The organism is Acidovorax sp. CCYZU-2555 (assembly GCF_018413525.1).
Classification (GTDB): Bacteria; Pseudomonadota; Gammaproteobacteria; order Burkholderiales; family Burkholderiaceae_C; genus Comamonas.
In genome coordinates this window covers 1-16,101 of the sequence record NZ_JAHCDD010000042.1, presented here as the reverse complement: position 1 = coordinate 16,101, position 16,101 = coordinate 1, and the positions used below count along the sequence as shown (strand labels likewise).

The following is a 16,101-nucleotide window of genomic DNA, read 5'->3' as shown; positions in this document are numbered from 1 at the left end:
TAAAGCGCCTGCAGGCGCCGTCCCGGTGACTCGGTTAAAGCAATTGTTGCGCTGCAATGGACTGGTCCGTGAGGGCCATGAATGGTGTTTTGGTCTGGGCCATATCGCGGTGCGCAGCTTCAGCGAACGTAGGTCAGCGGCAGGGCGGTGGTGAACTTGATTTCCTCCATGGCAAAGCTCGACGACACGTCCAGCAGCTGGGTGCCCGCGATCAGGCGCTTGTAGACCTTGTCGTAGGCCGCGATGTCGGGCACGACGACGCGCAGCAGGTAGTCGACATCGCCGCTCATGCGGTACAGCTCCACCACTTCGGTGATCGCCTGCACCGTGGCGTGAAACTGGTCGAACCATTCCTGGCTGTGGGTGCTGGTGCGCACGGCGACGAACACCGTGACGCTGACGTTGGCGTGATTGCGGTCCAGCAGCGCCACGTTGCGCGTGATCACGCCGGCGTCCTTGAGGCGCTGTATGCGCCGCCAGCACGACGTCTGCGACAGGCCCAGTTCGGCGGCCAGATCGGCCACTGGTGTATCGGCGTTCTGCTGGAGTTTTTCCAGCAGCTTGCAGTCGATGGAATCTATTTTCACTTTTTTGTTGGGATATGGAATTTCATCGCGCAATGATCTGAAATCAAGCGGTATTTTGCAAGTCCTATACGGAGCCGTTGGTGGAAAATTTTCCCCATGGAAATCTATCTCGACGCGAACGCCACCACGGCCGTCTTTCCCCCCGCCCGGCAGGCCGCGTTGGCCGTCATGGCCGACAGCTTCGGCAATCCCAGCAGCATTCATGGCAGCGGCCTCAAGGCGCGCGCCGTGGTCGATGGCGTGCGCGCCAGCGCGAGGCGGGTGCTCGATGCGCCCACCGGGCAGTTGTTCTTCACCAGCGGCGCGACTGAAGGCATACAGACCAGCGTGCTGTCGGCGCTGTGCGAATTGCGCCGCCGCCGCGACGCAGGTGAGCCCGCGGCCCAGGCACTGCTCTATGGCGCGACCGAGCACAAAGCGGTGCCGCAGGCGCTGCACCATTGGAATGGCCTGCTTGGGCTGAACCTGCCTGTGCTGCCGATTCCGGTGGACACCATGGGTCGCCATGACCTGGCCTGGCTGCGAGAACACGCGCCCACGGCGGGACTGGTCTGCACCATGGCCGCGAACAACGAGACCGGCGTCATCAGCGAGCTCGATGCCATTGCCGACATCCTGCGCGAAAGCCCGGCGCTGTGGCTGGTCGACGGCGTGCAGGCCCTGGGCAAGCTGCCGTTGAAGCTGATCGAGCGCGGCATTGATTACGCGCCGTTCTCGGGCCACAAGTTCTATGCGCCCAAGGGCATAGGCCTGCTGTATGTGCGTGACGGTGCGCCTTTCACGCCGCTGCTGACGGGCGGCGGCCAGGAGAGCGGGCTGCGCGGCGGCACCGAGAACATCGCGGGAATCGCCGCGCTGGGCGCGGTCCTGCGCTCGATGGAAGCCGGCAACGTGTTTCAGACGCCGGCGGCGCTGGCCGCGCACCGTGCCCAGCTGGTCGCGGCCTTGCGCGCGGCGTTTGCGGGCCTGGAGTTCAATGCGCCCGACGCGCTGAGCCTGCCGACCACTTTGAATTTCGCCGTGCGTGGCGTGAGCTCCCGCCTGCTGCTGGACCTGTTCGATGCCGCCGACCTGCGCGTCAGCGGCGGCTCGGCCTGCAGCGCCGCCAAGGCCGAGCCCAGCTATGTGCTGCAGGCCATGGGCCTGCCCGAATGGCAGACCCAGGCCGCGGTGCGCCTGTCTTTTGGTGCTTTGGACAGCCCGGAATTCATCGCCGCGGCCTGTGCACGCCTGCAGCGCTGCGGCGAGGTGCTGCGCGCGCGCGGCCTCAGTGGCGCGACGCCGGCCCAGGCCTATGCGCCGCCGCTGGATGCTTCGGCGGCGCTTGCCAGCCTGGCTGCGGCCGACGACCTGGCGGGCAGCATGGACGTGGTGCTCGACCAGCCGGCCGCGCTGGCCCTGCTGCAGGCCCAGGCGGGCGGCCTGTGGGTCGATGTGCGCGAAGCCTATGAGAGCGAGGTCCAGGTGCGGCGCGGGCTGCTCGCGAATGCGCAGGCCGTGCCGCTGTCGGCCTTGCTCTCGGCCGCGCCGCAATGGCTGGCGCTGGCGCCCCAGGTGCCGGTGGTGTTCTATTGCCGCAGCGGCAACCGCAGCGCCCAGGCCGCGCGCGCGCTGCGCCGCCTCGGACATGCGTCGGCCTGGAGTCTTGCGGGCGGTCTGGCGATGTGGAGCGAGCCGTCGCTCGAAAGTGCAGACGAGGGCCTGGCCACGGCGCGCTGACTTTCTCCAGCCCCAACGCAAAAAGCCCAAGTGATTGAATCACTTGGGCTTTTTGCATGCATTCCTGGTCGGGGTGAGAGGATTCGAACCTCCGGCCTCTACGTCCCGAACGTAGCGCTCTACCAGGCTAAGCTACACCCCGATACCGTCCTTCGCAGGCACGAAATCCGCAAGGGTTTCAAGTGCGTCTGTCGAGGAGTTGAGCGGCCAATTGTAGCAAATTTGCCGTGTGCAAATTGTCGGGAAGTTGGGCCAGGGCGTCGATTGCGCGCTGTGCTTCGGCATGCGCGGCGGCGCGCGCCACGTCGAGCGCGCCCGTGGCCTGCACGATGGCGATCACGGTCGCGAGCTGTTCGGTCGAGCCCTGTTCGATGGCTTCGCGCACGATGGCCGCCTGTTCTGGCGTGGCGCGCTGCATCGCGGCGATCAGCGGCAGCGTGCATTTGCCTTCGCGCAGATCGTCTCCGAGGTTCTTGCCCATTTCGGCGGTGTCGCCGGTGTAGTCGAGCACATCGTCGATGATCTGGAACGCCGTGCCCAGCGCCTGGCCATAGGTGGCGCAGGCCTCCTCGACGGCCGGGCTGCTGCCCGCGAGCACGGCGCCGAGCTGGGCGCTGGCTTCGAACAGCTTCGCGGTCTTGGAGCGGATCACCTGCAGATAGCCTTCTTCGTCGAGCGAGGCGTCGTGCATGTTCATCAGCTGCTGGACTTCGCCTTCGGCAATGATGTTCGTGGCATCCGAAAGGATCTGCAGCACGCGCGTGCTGCCCGCCGCGACCATCATCTGGAACGAGCGGGTGTGCAGGAAGTCGCCGACCAGCACGCTGGCCGGGTTGCCGAACGCTTCATTGGCCGTGGCGCGGCCGCGGCGCATGGTCGATTCATCGACCACGTCGTCGTGCAGCAGCGTCGCGGTGTGGATCAGCTCGACCACGGCTGCGAGGTTGAAGCGCTGGCTTTCCTCGTAGCCCAGGGCCTTGCAGATCATCAGCAGCAGCGCCGGGCGCAGCCGCTTGCCGCCGGCGGCAATGATGTACTGGGAAATCTGTGAGATCAGCGGAACACTGGTGTGCAGGCGGTCGGCGATGACGCTGTCCACCTCGCGCATGTCGTTGGCGATCAGGGAAAGGGGATTGGTGGGGGTGATAGCTGTGGTCAAAATGGTGGCCGCCATGTGAGCCTTGGATTATAGGAACTGTGGGCCCGAAATGAAGGCAGTGGGCGTTGGCTGCGGCAAACGGTCTGTGCGGACAAACCTGATGCACGAGAAATTCAGCCATGGTACAATCGCCGGCTCTGCGGAAATTCGTCTGCAGAACTCTCAATTAAAGAGGTCATACATGTACGCGGTCATAAAAACCGGCGGCAAGCAGTATCGCGTTGCTTCCGGCGAAAAAATCAAAGTAGAACAGATTGCTGCGGACGTAGGCCAGGAAATTGTGATCGATCAGGTTCTGGCAGTCGGCAACGGCACAGACATCAAGATCGGCGCACCCCTGGTGTCCGGCGCAACTGTGAAGGCAACTGTTGTTGCTCACGGTAAACACGACAAAGTGCACATCTTCAAGATGCGCCGTCGTAAGCACTATCAGAAGCGTCAGGGTCACCGTCAACAGTTCACTGAACTGCAGATCGTGGCAATCGTAGCTTAATAGGAGCTGAGTCATGGCACAGAAAAAAGGCGGCGGCTCTACGCGAAACGGGCGCGATTCCAAGCCCAAGATGCTCGGCGTGAAGGCTTTCGGCGGTGAGTTGATCACAGCTGGTTCCATCATCGTTCGCCAGCGCGGCACCAAGTTCCACCCCGGCGACAACGTCGGCGTGGGCAAGGACCACACGCTGTTTGCCTTGGTCGAGGGCCACGTGTCCTTCTCCACCAAGGGCGCACTGTCCAAGCACATGGTCAATGTGACGCCTGCATAAGGTTTGTCACTTCGACACGCAGCGAAGCCCCGACCTGTCGGGGCTTTGCTGTTTAGAGCGGCTAACAAAATCGTCGTCGCACGGTCTTCGGCACCTCGCCGGCCGCACCTTGCCGGCCGCACCTCGCTACAACTGCCTGGTTTTGTTAGCCGTTTTTAAGGGGTATTTTTGCCCTGCCCCGTTCGACGGGGCCTTATGCTTTTGCGTTGAGCGAAAGCACACTGTTTTGTAAACTGGATGCCTCATGAAGTTCGTCGATGAAGCTTATATTGACATTGCTGCCGGTGATGGCGGCAATGGCTGCGTCTCGTTTCGACACGAGAAGTACAAGGAATTCGGCGGCCCTAATGGGGGAGACGGCGGCCGCGGCGGCCATGTCTTCGCGGTGGCGGATTCCAACCTGAACACCCTGGTCGATTTCCGTTATGCGCGCCGGCACGAAGCCAAGCGTGGCGAGCACGGCATGGGTTCCGACATGTTCGGCGCCGCCGGCTACGACATCACCTTGCGCGTGCCCGTGGGAACGATCTTCTCCGACCAGGAAACCGGCGAAGTGCTCTATGAGCTGCTGACTCCGGGCGAAGTCGTGACCATCGCCAAGGGCGGTGACGGCGGCTTCGGCAACATGCGCTTCAAGAGCGCGATCAACCGCGCTCCGCGCCAGAAGACTCCTGGCTGGCCCGGCGAGCGCAAGAGCCTCAAGCTCGAGCTGAAGGTGCTGGCCGACGTGGGTCTGCTGGGCATGCCCAATGCCGGCAAGTCGACGCTGATCACGGCCGTGTCCAACGCGCGCCCCAAGATCGCCGACTATCCATTCACCACGCTGCACCCCAACCTGGGTGTGGTGCGCGTCGGTCCCGAGCAAAGCTTCGTGATCGCCGACATTCCCGGCCTGATCGAAGGCGCGTCCGAAGGCGCGGGCCTGGGCCATCTGTTCCTGCGCCATCTGCAACGCACGCGCTTGCTGCTGCATGTGGTCGACATGGCACCGTTTGACGATGCCGTCGATCCCGTGGCACAGGCCAAGGCGATCGTGGGCGAGCTCAAGAAGTACGACGCCGCGCTGTACGACAAGCCGCGCTGGCTGGTGCTCAACAAGCTCGACATGGTGCCGGTCGAAGAACGCGCGGCGCGCGTCAAGGACTTCGTCAAGCGCTTCAAGTGGAAGGGCCCGGTGTTCGAGATCTCGGCGCTGACGCGCGAAGGCTGCGAGCCGCTGATCAAGACCATCTTCCAGCATGTGCAGGCCCAGCAGCGCGCCGAGAACACGCCAGAGGAAATCGATCTGCGCTTCGTGGGCGATGCCCCGGCGGAAATCGATCCCCGCGACCCGCGCTTCGCGGGCGACGACGCCCAGTGAGAGTGCCGGGCAGGCTGCAAGGCCTGCCGGGCGAGAGGCCTGAGCGAGCTTCGGGCCATTGACTGACCAGCGCCTGTGGCCTGCGAGGCAGGCGCTCAAGAAAAACTGAACCATGGCTTCCAGTGTTTTGCGTGACGCACGTCGTATCGTCGTGAAAGTGGGCTCCAGCCTCGTGACCAACGAAGGCCGGGGTCTGGATGAAGAGGCGATCGCACAGTGGAGCCAGCAGCTCGCCGCCCTGGTGCGCGGCGATGCCGACGGCGTGCGCCGCGAAGTGGTCATGGTGTCCAGCGGCGCCATCGCCGAAGGCATGAAACGCCTGGGCTGGAAGACGCGTCCCAAGCAGGTGCACGAGCTGCAGGCGGCCGCGGCCGTGGGCCAGATGGGCCTGGCGCAGATGTACGAAACCAAGCTTCGCGAGCAGGGCGTGGGCAGTGCCCAGGTGCTGCTGACCCATGCCGACCTGGCCGACCGCGAACGCTACCTCAATGCCCGCACCACGCTGCTGACGCTGCTGGGCCTGGGCGTGGTGCCGGTCATCAACGAAAACGACACCGTCGTCAACGACGAAATCAAGTTCGGCGACAACGACACATTGGGCGCGCTGGTCGCGAACCTGGTCGATGCCGACGCGCTGGTCATACTGACCGATCAAAAAGGCCTGTACACGGCCGATCCGCGCAAGAACCCCGATGCCCGCTTCGTCGACGAAGCGCAGGCCGGCGACCTGGCGCTCGAAGCCATGGCCGGCGGCGCGGGCTCGAACATTGGCAGCGGCGGCATGATCACCAAGATCCTGGCCGCCAAGCGCGCCGCGGGCTCGGGTGCCTCCACGGTGATCGCCTGGGGTCGCGAGCCGAATGTGCTGGGCCGGCTGGTCGCGGGCGAAGCCATCGGCACCTTGCTGCTCGCGCAGACGCCGAAAAAGCAGGCGCGCAAGCAATGGATAGCCGACCATCTGCAGCTCAAGGGCGCGGTCAGCGTGGACCAGGGCGCGGCCGACAAGCTGCAGGAAGAAGGCAAGAGCCTGCTGCCTATCGGTATGACCGGCGTGGAAGGCAATTTCTCGCGCGGCGACGTGATTGCCGTGCGCAACCCGCAAGGCCTGGAGATTGCGCGCGGGCTGGCCAACTATGCGAGCGCCGAAGCACGGCTGCTGTGCCGCAAGAGCTCGGCCGAATTCGAACGCCTGCTGGGCTACAGCGCCGAATCGGAAATGATCCACCGCGACAATATGATTGTCTCGGGCCACTGAAAGCGAACGCCAGGCGGGGCCTGGCAGCGGTTTCAGGGGTGTTTGGTGCTGTCTGCGCCGGCGCGCTGGCTGGCGGCGGTCAGATCGGTCTGCGGATCGGGATCGAAGCTCGCGCCCGGTGGCAGTTCAAGCCCCGGATGCAGCAGTCCCAGGGTCGAGCGTGAAGGCAGCGCGGCCATCGACATTGCGCCGCCGTCTTGTTCGCGGTTGCGCATGCCGCTGCGCAGGTAGCGATTGCGCTGTTCCTGGCGCGGCAGATAGCGTGCGAGTTCGGTCAACGCCATTTCATAGACGCCACGTTTGAACTCGACCACGACTTCCAGCGGAACCCAGTAGTCATTCCAGCGCCAGGCATCGAATTCGGGATGGTCTGTGGCCCTGAGGTTCAGATCCCAATCGTGGCCCAGCAACTGCAGCAAATACCAGATCTGCTTTTGGCCTCGGTAATGCCCGCGCGCATCGCGTCGGATATACCGGTCAGGCACCTCGTAGCGCAACCAGTCCCGGGTTCGGGCGACCACGCGAACGTGGTCGGGCTTCAGACCCACCTCTTCGTGCAATTCTCGAAACATCGCCTGCTCAGGAGATTCCCCCCGGTCAATGCCGCCCTGCGGGAACTGCCAGCTGTGGGTGCGGATGCGTTTTCCCCAGAACACCTGGTTCTTGTGGTTGAGCAGGATGATGCCGACGTTCGGGCGAAATCCGTCCCGGTCAAGCATAATCGAACCCCAATTTTTTGAATTGCGTCCATTATGCATGGTGCCATGCCCCCGGCAAGCGCACCCGCCTGATTTCCGCTGTACTCTGCCCCCATGAAAGCCTCTCAATTCTTCATCTCCACCTTCAAAGAAGCTCCGGCCGACGCCGAAGTGGTCAGCCACAAGCTCATGATGCGTGCGGGCCTGATCAAACGCTTGGGTGCGGGTGTCTACAACTACATGCCCATGGGCCTGCGCGTGATCCGCAAGGTCGAAGCCATCGTGCGCGAAGAGATGAACCGCGCGGGTGCGGTCGAAATCTCCATGCCCGTCGTCCAGCCGGCCGAGCTGTGGCAGGAAACGGGCCGCTTCGAGAAGATGGGCCCCGAGCTGCTGCGCATCCAGGACCGCCACGGCCGTGACTTCGTGATCCAGCCGACCAGCGAGGAAGTGGTAACAGACATCGCGCGCCAGGAACTTCGCAGCCACAAGCAGTTACCCAAGAATCTCTACCAGATTCAGACCAAGTTCCGCGACGAGCGCCGCCCGCGCTTCGGCCTGATGCGGGGTCGCGAGTTCATCATGAAAGATGCCTACAGCTTCGACAAGAGCCGCGACGCGGCCCAACTGAGCTACCAGAACATGCGCCAGGCCTATCAGCAGATCTTCGATCGCTTCGGCCTGCGCTACCGCGCCGTGCGCGCCGACAGCGGTGCGATCGGTGGCGACCTGAGCGAAGAATTCCAGGTCATTGCCGCGACCGGTGAAGACGCGATCGTCTATTGCCCCGACAGCGATTACGCCGCCAACCTCGAGAAGGCCGAAGCGCTGGCGCCCACGGGTGAGCGCGGCGCTGCGACGCTGGCCCTCACCCAGACCGCGACGCCGGGCAAGAGCACCTGCGCCGATGTCGCCGAACTGCTGGGCGTGCCGCTCTCGACCACGGTGAAGTCGCTGGTGCTGGCCACCGACGTGCTCGACGACAAGGGCATCCTGGTCAAGAGCCAGGTCTGGCTGCTGCTGCTGCGCGGCGACCACGACATGAACGAGATCAAGGTCGCCAAGGTGCCCGGCCTCGACGCCGGCTTCCGCTTCGCGACCCAGGCCGAAATCGAGACCCACTTCGGTTGCAAGCCCGGCTACCTGGGCCCGCTGAACCTGTTGCAGCCCGTGAATGTGGTCGTCGACCGCGACGTGGCGCTCATGGCCGACTGGATCTGCGGCGCCAACGTCGAAGGCTTCCACATGATCGGCGTGAACTGGGGCCGTGACCTGCCCGAGCCGACCGTCGTTGCCGATCTGCGCAACGTCGTGGCCGGGGACGCTTCGCCGGACGGCAAGGGCGTTCTGGCCATCGAGCGCGGCATCGAAGTCGGCCATGTGTTCTACCTGGGCGACAAGTACTCCAAGGCCATGAACGCCACGTTCCTGGCCGACAACGGCAAGCCCGCGTTCTTCGAGATGGGTTGCTACGGCATTGGCGTGACGCGCCTGCCGGCCGCGGCCATCGAGCAGAACCACGACGAGCGCGGCATCATCTGGCCCGACGCGATCGCGCCGTTCACCGTGGTGCTGTGCCCCATCGGCATGGCGCGCAGCGAGGCCGTGCAGGCGACTGCCGGCGCGCTGTATGACGCGCTGCTGAAGCTCGGCGTGGACGTGATCATCGACGACCGCGACGAACGTCTGGGCGCGATGCTCGCCGACTGGGAGCTGATCGGCGTGCCGCACCGCGTGGTGATTTCCGACCGCGGCCTGAAAGAAGGCACGGTCGAGTACCAGCACCGCCGCGAGACCGAAGCCAGCAAGGTCGCGCAGGACGGCATCCTCGACCACCTCAAGGCGCGATTGGGCCTGTGATGCCCGCAGGCCGCACCGCAGCACCCTTGCCGCGGTCCGCGGCCGCGGGGCTGCGCCGGCGTGGCCTGCTGGCCGCGCTACCGGCCTCCTTGATGGTGTCGGCGCTGCCCGTGTATGCGGGCGGGCAGCTCGAAGAACCTCTGGCCGACTCGGTGCGCAGCGCGCTGCGCGCGGCGGTCGCCAGCTCCGAGCCGCCCGAGCTCGCATTTGCTTCCACCGAGGCCAAGCTGTCGTACCTGCGCTGGCTGGCCGCGATGAGCGACCGGCTCTATCGGCGCAAGGCCGATGCCCAGGTGCGGCGTGAATTCCTGCAGACCGTCTGGTACGAGTCGCGGCGCGCGGGCCTGGACGTGAGTCTGGTGCTGGGCCTGGTCGAAGTCGAAAGCGCGTTTCGCAAGTTCGCGATCTCCAGCGTGGGCGCGCGCGGCTACATGCAGATCATGCCGTTCTGGATGCGCGTGATCGGCGATGGCGACGCGGGCAAGCTGTTCCACATGCAGACCAACCTGCGCTTTGGCTGCGTGATCCTGCGCCACTACCTCGACCGCGAACGCGGCGACATGTTCATGGCGCTGGGCCGCTACAACGGCAGCCGCGGCAAGCCGCCCTATCCGAATGCGGTGTTCGCGGCGCAGCGCAAGTGGCTGTTCGATCCGGCGAGCCGGGCCTGATCAGACCGTGGCCGCGGCGGCGGGCGCGGGCGCCTCGGCATCGATGCGCGAGACCATCACCTGGTCGATGCGGTAGCTGTCGACGTCCAGCACTTCGAACTTGAAGCCGCCCCAGTTCACGCTGTCGGTGCGGCGCGGCACGCGGCGCAGCATGACCATCAGGAAACCGCCCAGGGTTTCGTATTCCTCGTCGTGCGGCAGCGAGTCGAGCGACAGCGCGCGCAGCACGTCTTCGACCGGCGTCACGCCGTCGATCAGCCAGGAGTTGGCATCGCGGCGCACGATCTGCTCTTCGTCGTCCATGTCGACCATGTCGCCCATGACCGTGCTCATCACGTCGTTGAGCGTGACCACGCCCACCACCAGGCTGTATTCGTTGAGGATGATCGCGAAATCTTCATGCACTTGGCGGAACTGGTCCAGCACTTCGGTCAGCGTGAGCCGGTCGGGAACGACCAGCGCCTTGTGCACCAGGGAGTCGTCGCGCAGCGAGATCGGCTGGTTGGTCAGCGCGCGCTGGAACAGGTCCTTGGCGTCGACATAGCCGATCACATGGTCGATGTCGCCTTCGCAGACCGGGTAGGTGGAGAACGGCTCGGCGGCGATGCGCAGCCGCACGACTTCCTCGGAGTCGTCGCGCAGGAAATAGGCGATGCGCTCGCGCTGGGTCATGGCCGAGGAGACAGTGCGCGAGTCGAGCTCGAACACGTTGGCGATCATCTGCTGCTCGCGCTGGCCCATCATGCCGGTGCGCGCGCCGGCTTCGGTCATCGCCAGGATGTCGTCGGAAGTGATGCGCTCATCGCGCTGCGTAGGCAGGTCGAGCACCTTGAAGAAGCCGTCGGTGGTGCGGCTGTAGAGCCAGACGATGGGCTTGAACAGCGTCATGAAAGTCTGCATGGGCCCGACCACGCGCAGCGCCACGGCTTCCGATTCGGCCATGCTCAGTCGCTTGGGGATCAGGTCGGCGAAGACGATGAACAGGGACGTGATGATGAAGAACGACGAAAGAAAGCCCAGCGTCGCGGCCGTGGTGGCTGAAACCCAAAGTTCGAACACGCGCGTGAAGTAAGGGCTGAAAGCACCTTCGCCGACGATACCGCCAAGAATGGCGATCGCGTTCTGCCCAATCTGTACCACCGTGAAATAGTAGCCGGGCTGATCCTGCATGCGCATCACGCGATCGGCGCGGGCATCGCCTTCATCGGCCATTTGTCGCAAGCGCAGACGCCGCGAGGCGGCCAGCGAGATTTCGGCCATCGAAAAGAAGGCACTGACGGCAATCAGCACGGCAATGGTGAACAGACTTTGGGAAACACTCATAGGCAAAAGAACGAAAAGCCGCGAAAAAGACCTCGCAGCAGGGCCATGGCAGCCATTGCATCATAAAAGATGCCAACTCCTTGAAGGAGGCGGCCGCACGCAAGAAAAAGTGCCGGGTGCCACCAGGCACCTGGCGGCAAAAAGCCGCCCGAAGGCGGCTTGATGAGGTGTCAGCGCAGGCTCAGGCCTTGTTGTCCAGAATCTGCTGGAGTTCGCCGGATTCGTACATCTCCATCATGATGTCCGAGCCGCCGATGAACTCGCCCTTGACGTACAGCTGGGGAATGGTGGGCCACTGGCTGTATTCCTTGATGCTCTGGCGGATTTCCTGGTCTTCGAGCACGTTCACCGTGGCGATGGTCTTGGTGTCGACACCGCAGGCCTTGAGGATTTGCAGCGCGCGGCCGGAAAAGCCGCACTGCGGGAAACTGGCGTTGCCCTTCATGAACAGCAGGATTTCGTTGTTCTTGACGAGGTCGTCGATGCGTTGGTGGGTAGTGCTCATGTTTGACTCCAAAAGGGGGGCGGCCGCGCATGCGGCATGGCTACACCCGTGATTATTTCACTGTCTGTTCAAATCCGTCATGCACCCGCCAGTGCAACGGGCAATGCCGGCCAGATCGTTGCGGCTTTGCACGGCGGAAAAGCCCGCGGCGCGCAGCAGATCCTGCACCGCAGGCGCCTGGTCCCAGCCGTGTTCGATCAACAGCCAGCCGCCTGGCGCCAGGTGGGCGGGCGATTGTTCGATGATCGCACGGATGTCGTCGAGGCCGTCGGCGCCGCTGGCCAGCGCCGACAGGGGCTCATGGGTCAGCGCCGCGAGGTGCGGGTCATCGGCGGCGATGTAGGGCGGGTTGGTGACGATGGCGTCGAAGCGCTGATCGGGCGCGAGCGCCTGCAGCCATGAGCCCTGGGCGAACTGCACGCCCAGGCCCAGGCTTTGCGCATTGCCCGCGGCCACGGCCAGTGCGTCGGCGCTCGCATCCACGGCCCAGACGCTGGCGTCGGGGCGCTGGCGCTGCAGCGCCAGCGCGATCGCGCCGCTGCCCGTTCCCAGGTCGACGATGCGCGGCGCAGTCCGGTCGGCCAGCACTTCGAGCGCCCAGTCGACCAGCGTTTCGGTGTCGGGCCGCGGGTCGAGAACGCGCGCGTCGATCTGCAGCGCCAGGCCGTAGAACTCCTTGCGTCCCGTGAGATACGCCACGGGTTCGCCCGCGAGCCGGCGCGCGGCGAGCGCGTCGAACGTCTGCTGCTGCTCGGGTGTGAGCGCGTCGGTGTCGTGCGTCAGCAGCCAGGCGCGGCCCGCGTCGGGGCGCCCGATGGCATGCAGCAGCAGCAGCTGCGCGTCTATGCGCGACAGGCCGGCCTGCTGGGCCTGGTGGAGGGCTTGCTGCAGCGTCATGGTCAGCCGTTGACCTCGAGTTCGGCGAGCTGTTCGGCTTCGCGCGCGTGCTGCAATGCCTGCAGCACATCGGTCATGTCGCCTTCCATGATGTACAGCAGCTTGTAGAGCGTGAGGTTGATGCGGTGGTCGGTGAAACGGCCCTGGGGGAAGTTGTAGGTGCGGATGCGATCGGAGCGGTCGCCGCTGCCTATCAGGCCCTTGCGCTGGGCGGCTTCCTTGGCCGCGCGTTCGCTGCGTTCCTTTTCCTGGATGCGCGCCTGCAGCACCTGCAATGCCTTGGCCTTGTTGGCGTGCTGGCTGCGGCCGTCCTGGCATTCGGCGACGATGCCCGTGGGCAAGTGAACCACGCGCACCGCGGAATCGGTCTTGTTGATGTGCTGGCCGCCGGCGCCGCTGGCGCGGAACGTGTCTATGCGCAGGTCGGCCGGGTTCAGCGTGATCACCTGGGCTTCATCGGGCTCGGGCATCACGGCCACGGTGCAGGCGCTGGTGTGGATACGGCCCTGGGTTTCGGTCGCGGGAACGCGCTGCACGCGGTGGCCGCCCGACTCGAAGCGCAGCTTGCCGTAGACCTGGTCGCCCGAGACATGCAGCACGATTTCCTTGTAGCCGCCGACTTCGTTCTCGTTGGCGCTCATGATCTCGACTTTCCAGCCCACGCTGTCGCAGTAGCGCGTGTACATGCGCGCCAGGTCGGCGGCAAACAGCGCCGACTCGTCACCGCCCGTGCCGGCGCGGATTTCGAGATAGGCGTCGCGCGCGTCGTCGGGGTCCTTGGGCAGCAGCAGGCGCTGCAACTCGTCTTCGAGCTGGGCCAGTTCGGCCGTGGCGCTGGCGATTTCTTCCTGTGCCATGTCGGCCATCTCGGGGTCGGCCTGCATTTCCTGGGCCTCGGCCAGGTCGGCTTCGCGCTGCACGAAGCGCGCGTAGCGGCCGGCGACGGCCGTGACTTCGGCATGTTCGCGCGAAATCTTCCGGTACTGGGCCATGTCGCTCATGATGTCTTCGCGCGACAGCAGGAAGTCGAGTTCCTCTAGGCGCTGGGCGAATCGTTGCAGCTGGCTGCGGAGAAAGTTTTGCATGGCGGGGAGCGGTTTGCGCTATGCCGGGCATAGCGGGAAAGAGGGCTGGGGAGCAATGCCGGCGCGCGGCCGGCGAGACGCAGCGCCCGGGCAGGCGCTTGTCCCAGGGGTCGCCGCTAGAGCGCGTTCTTGTCGCCCTGCGAGCGCAGGAACAGCCGCGAGACGGCTTGAACGGTCTGGGCGCGCTGCTCCGCGTCGCCCGAATGCAGTTCGGTCATGGTGCCGTGCAGCATCTTCTGCGTGAGCCCGCGCGACAGCGCTTCGAGCACGGCGTCCATGTCGTCGCCCTTGGCCAGGCGCTTCTTGGCGCGCGCGATTTCGGCGGCGCGCCAGACATTGGTCTGCTCGTGCAGTTGCTGGATCAGCGGCACGACGCCGCCTTGCGGGCTGCGCTGGTCCATCCAGTGCAGAAAGCTCTGCACGCCGGTGTCGATGATGGCTTCGGCCTGGGCCACGGCCGCCTGGCGATGCGCCTGAGCGGTCTGCACCACATGGGCCAGATCGTCGACGGTATAGAGATAGACGTCGCGCAGCGCCTTGACTTCGGGTTCTATGTCGCGCGGCACGGCCAGATCAACCATGAACATGGGGCGGTGCTTGCGCTTTTTCAACGCGCTCTCGACCGCGCCCAGGCCGATGATGGGCAGGCTCGATGCCGTGCAGCTGATCACTGCATCGTATTCGTGCAGGTGATCGGGCAGCTCGGACAGGCGCATCACGTCGGCGCCGAAGCGCGCGGCCAGCTTTTCGCCGCGCTCCATGGTGCGGTTGGCGATCGTGATGTGCTGGGGATTCTTGGCCGCGAAGTGCGTGGTCGCGAGTTCTATCATCTCGCCCGCACCGACGAACAGGATACGGATCTTGCCCAGGTCTTCGAACAGCTGGCCGGCCAGGCGCACGGCCGCGGCGGCCATGCTGATGCTGTGCTCGCCGATTTCGGTCGAGCTGCGCACTTCCTTGGCGACGGCAAAGCTGCGCTGGAACAGCTGGTTGAGCGTGGTGCCCAGCGCGCCCGCGGTTTCGGCGGCGCGCACGGCGTTCTTCATCTGGCCCAGGATCTGGGCTTCGCCCAGCACCATGGAGTCGAGGCCGCTGGCGACGCGGAACGCGTGGCGCGCGGCCAGGCCTTCTTCGAGCTGATAGGAGTGCGAGCGCAGCACTTCGGGGCTTACGCCGCCGCTGCGCGCGAGCCAGTCGAGCGTGTGGGCGATGGCCGGCGTATTGGCCGCGCAGTAGATTTCGGTGCGGTTGCAGGTAGACAGGATGGCGGTTTCGACGCCGTCGTGGCGGCCGCTGCTTGCCAGAGACTGGCGCAGGCCTTGCAGCGTCGGTGCGATCTGGTCGAGCGCAAACGCAAAACGACCCCGCAAATCAAGCGGAGCCGTGTGGTGGTTGATGCCTAAAGCCCAGACTGCCATAGACGCTCATTATAAAATTTATGCGCCGACTTGGCATCCTCTGCTTACATAAGCCTTGATTTAGGTCATCTGCCATGGGTTTTCCCGCCGCGCTCGCGCATCTGCTGAACTTTGTCGCCCCGGCCCTGGCGCTTGCGCTGGGCCTGGCCACGGCCGCGCGTTTCATTGTGCCCAAAGCAGCGCAAACCACTGGCTGGTGGATGCAGGTAGCTATCAATTTCGCTGTAGGTTGCGGCGTGCTGTTGGGCGGCCTGGTGTTGTTCAGCCACGATGGCAAGCTCGCGACCTATGCCGCGCTGGTGCTGTCATGTGCCTGTTGCCAGTGGGTTCTCTCGGGCGCCTGGCGGCGCTGAGGCGCTCGCCGATGCGGCCTGTTTGAGCAGCCATTCGCGGAAATCGAGCAGCGCCGGCGTGGGCGTGCGGCCCGCGGGCCGGCACAGGAAGTAGCCGCGCTCGATCTGCACGGCCTGGTCGATCGCGATCACGATGCGGCCCGCGGCCAGGTCGTCCTCGATCAGGCAACGCTGCACCACGGCCACGCCCATGCCGGCAATCACGGCCTGCACCAGCATGGACACCAGCTCGAAATCGGCGGCCGGCGCGGGCACTTCACCGCTGCCGCCGACATGCGCCCACCACTGGGCCCAGTTGCGCTGGTAGTTGGTGTGCGCGAGCAGCGGACGGCGCAGCAGGTCGGCGGGCGTGCGGATTGCGTTCGGGCCCTGCAGGTCCTGGGGGCGGCAGATGGGCACGAGTTCGCGCCCGACGATGTAGTCGGCCGCGATATGCGCGGGCCAGGG

The 16,101-nt window shown here is 65.1% G+C and carries 17 protein-coding genes and 1 tRNA gene; 8 read left to right on the top strand and 10 right to left on the bottom strand.

Features of this window, described 5'->3' with window-relative positions:
* Nucleotides 1-119: 119 nt before the first annotated feature.
* The gene (locus tag KHY18_RS15440; protein ID WP_349630303.1) at nt 120-581 is read right to left on the bottom strand and encodes an Lrp/AsnC family transcriptional regulator; all 462 of its coding nucleotides are present in this window, start codon (nt 579-581) and stop codon (nt 120-122) included.
* A 102-nt stretch (nt 582-683) separates the two neighbouring features.
* On the opposite strand from KHY18_RS15440, the gene KHY18_RS15435 reads away from it, so the two are divergent.
* Nucleotides 684-2,306 carry an aminotransferase class V-fold PLP-dependent enzyme gene (locus KHY18_RS15435; protein ID WP_213301585.1) on the top strand — a complete coding sequence of 541 codons (1,623 nt, stop codon included), beginning with the start codon at nt 684-686 and terminating at the stop codon, nt 2,304-2,306.
* A 65-nt stretch (nt 2,307-2,371) separates the two neighbouring features.
* Here KHY18_RS15435 and KHY18_RS15430 read toward each other — a convergent pair.
* Together KHY18_RS15430 and KHY18_RS15425 are read right to left on the bottom strand one after the other, a co-directional pair.
* Nucleotides 2,372-2,448, bottom strand: a tRNA-Pro gene (locus tag KHY18_RS15430).
* Between the two features lie 36 nt (nt 2,449-2,484).
* A complete protein-coding gene (locus tag KHY18_RS15425; protein WP_213301686.1) occupies nt 2,485-3,414 on the bottom strand; it encodes a polyprenyl synthetase family protein in 930 nt (309 codons plus the stop codon).
* A 232-nt stretch (nt 3,415-3,646) separates the two neighbouring features.
* On the opposite strand from KHY18_RS15425, the gene rplU reads away from it, so the two are divergent.
* From rplU to proB, 4 genes are all read left to right on the top strand, one after another.
* Nucleotides 3,647-3,958 (top strand): 50S ribosomal protein L21, encoded by a 312-nt coding sequence (gene rplU / locus KHY18_RS15420; RefSeq protein WP_213301682.1) that lies wholly within the window; start codon nt 3,647-3,649, stop codon nt 3,956-3,958.
* A gap of 13 nt (nt 3,959-3,971) precedes the next feature.
* Nucleotides 3,972-4,229, top strand: a complete 258-nt coding sequence (gene rpmA, locus KHY18_RS15415) for a 50S ribosomal protein L27 (protein ID WP_159910762.1) — start codon at nt 3,972-3,974, stop codon at nt 4,227-4,229.
* Between the two features lie 244 nt (nt 4,230-4,473).
* Nucleotides 4,474-5,589 carry an Obg family GTPase CgtA gene (gene cgtA / locus KHY18_RS15410; RefSeq protein ID WP_213301583.1) on the top strand — a complete coding sequence of 372 codons (1,116 nt, stop codon included), beginning with the start codon at nt 4,474-4,476 and terminating at the stop codon, nt 5,587-5,589.
* Nucleotides 5,590-5,701: 112 nt separating this feature from the next.
* Nucleotides 5,702-6,844 (top strand): glutamate 5-kinase, encoded by a 1,143-nt coding sequence (gene proB / locus KHY18_RS15405; protein ID WP_213301580.1) that lies wholly within the window; start codon nt 5,702-5,704, stop codon nt 6,842-6,844.
* Between the two features lie 32 nt (nt 6,845-6,876).
* On the opposite strand, the gene KHY18_RS15400 is transcribed toward proB, so the two are convergent.
* Entirely contained in the window at nt 6,877-7,563 is a 687-nt protein-coding gene (locus KHY18_RS15400; RefSeq protein WP_213301679.1) for an RNA pyrophosphohydrolase, read from the bottom strand.
* 93 nt (nt 7,564-7,656) lie between these two features.
* Here KHY18_RS15400 and KHY18_RS15395 point away from each other — a divergent pair, with 93 nt between their 5' ends.
* Nucleotides 7,657-9,402, top strand: coding sequence for a proline--tRNA ligase (locus tag KHY18_RS15395; protein ID WP_213301577.1), 1,746 nt, complete (start codon nt 7,657-7,659; stop codon nt 9,400-9,402).
* Complete coding sequence (locus tag KHY18_RS15390; protein WP_213301574.1) at nt 9,402-10,073, top strand: lytic transglycosylase domain-containing protein; 672 nt, start codon at nt 9,402-9,404, stop codon at nt 10,071-10,073. The genes KHY18_RS15395 and KHY18_RS15390 overlap by 1 nt, the downstream gene beginning before the upstream one ends.
* Here the strand turns inward: KHY18_RS15390 and paeA are convergent, their stop codons facing one another.
* The 5 genes from paeA to hemA form a co-directional block, all read right to left on the bottom strand.
* Nucleotides 10,074-11,396 carry a polyamine export protein PaeA gene (gene paeA, locus KHY18_RS15385; RefSeq protein WP_213301572.1) on the bottom strand — a complete coding sequence of 441 codons (1,323 nt, stop codon included), beginning with the start codon at nt 11,394-11,396 and terminating at the stop codon, nt 10,074-10,076.
* 181 nt (nt 11,397-11,577) lie between these two features.
* Nucleotides 11,578-11,901, bottom strand: coding sequence for a Grx4 family monothiol glutaredoxin (gene grxD / locus KHY18_RS15380; protein ID WP_213301570.1), 324 nt, complete (start codon nt 11,899-11,901; stop codon nt 11,578-11,580).
* Between the two features lie 57 nt (nt 11,902-11,958).
* Nucleotides 11,959-12,798: a peptide chain release factor N(5)-glutamine methyltransferase gene (gene prmC, locus KHY18_RS15375; RefSeq protein ID WP_213301568.1), complete on the bottom strand. Its 840-nt coding sequence runs from the start codon at nt 12,796-12,798 to the stop codon at nt 11,959-11,961.
* A 2-nt stretch (nt 12,799-12,800) separates the two neighbouring features.
* Nucleotides 12,801-13,883, bottom strand: coding sequence for a peptide chain release factor 1 (prfA, locus tag KHY18_RS15370; RefSeq protein WP_213301566.1), 1,083 nt, complete (start codon nt 13,881-13,883; stop codon nt 12,801-12,803).
* A 116-nt stretch (nt 13,884-13,999) separates the two neighbouring features.
* Nucleotides 14,000-15,301 (bottom strand): glutamyl-tRNA reductase, encoded by a 1,302-nt coding sequence (gene hemA / locus KHY18_RS15365; protein WP_213301564.1) that lies wholly within the window; start codon nt 15,299-15,301, stop codon nt 14,000-14,002.
* 74 nt (nt 15,302-15,375) lie between these two features.
* Between hemA and KHY18_RS15360 the strand changes: the two genes are divergently transcribed.
* Nucleotides 15,376-15,654 carry a hypothetical protein gene (locus KHY18_RS15360; protein WP_213301562.1) on the top strand — a complete coding sequence of 93 codons (279 nt, stop codon included), beginning with the start codon at nt 15,376-15,378 and terminating at the stop codon, nt 15,652-15,654.
* Here KHY18_RS15360 and KHY18_RS15355 read toward each other — a convergent pair.
* On the bottom strand, nt 15,607-16,101 hold a 495-nt coding region (locus KHY18_RS15355), incomplete at its 5' end, for a LysR substrate-binding domain-containing protein (protein WP_249729153.1). The two genes, KHY18_RS15360 and KHY18_RS15355, sit on opposite strands and share 48 nt — an antisense overlap.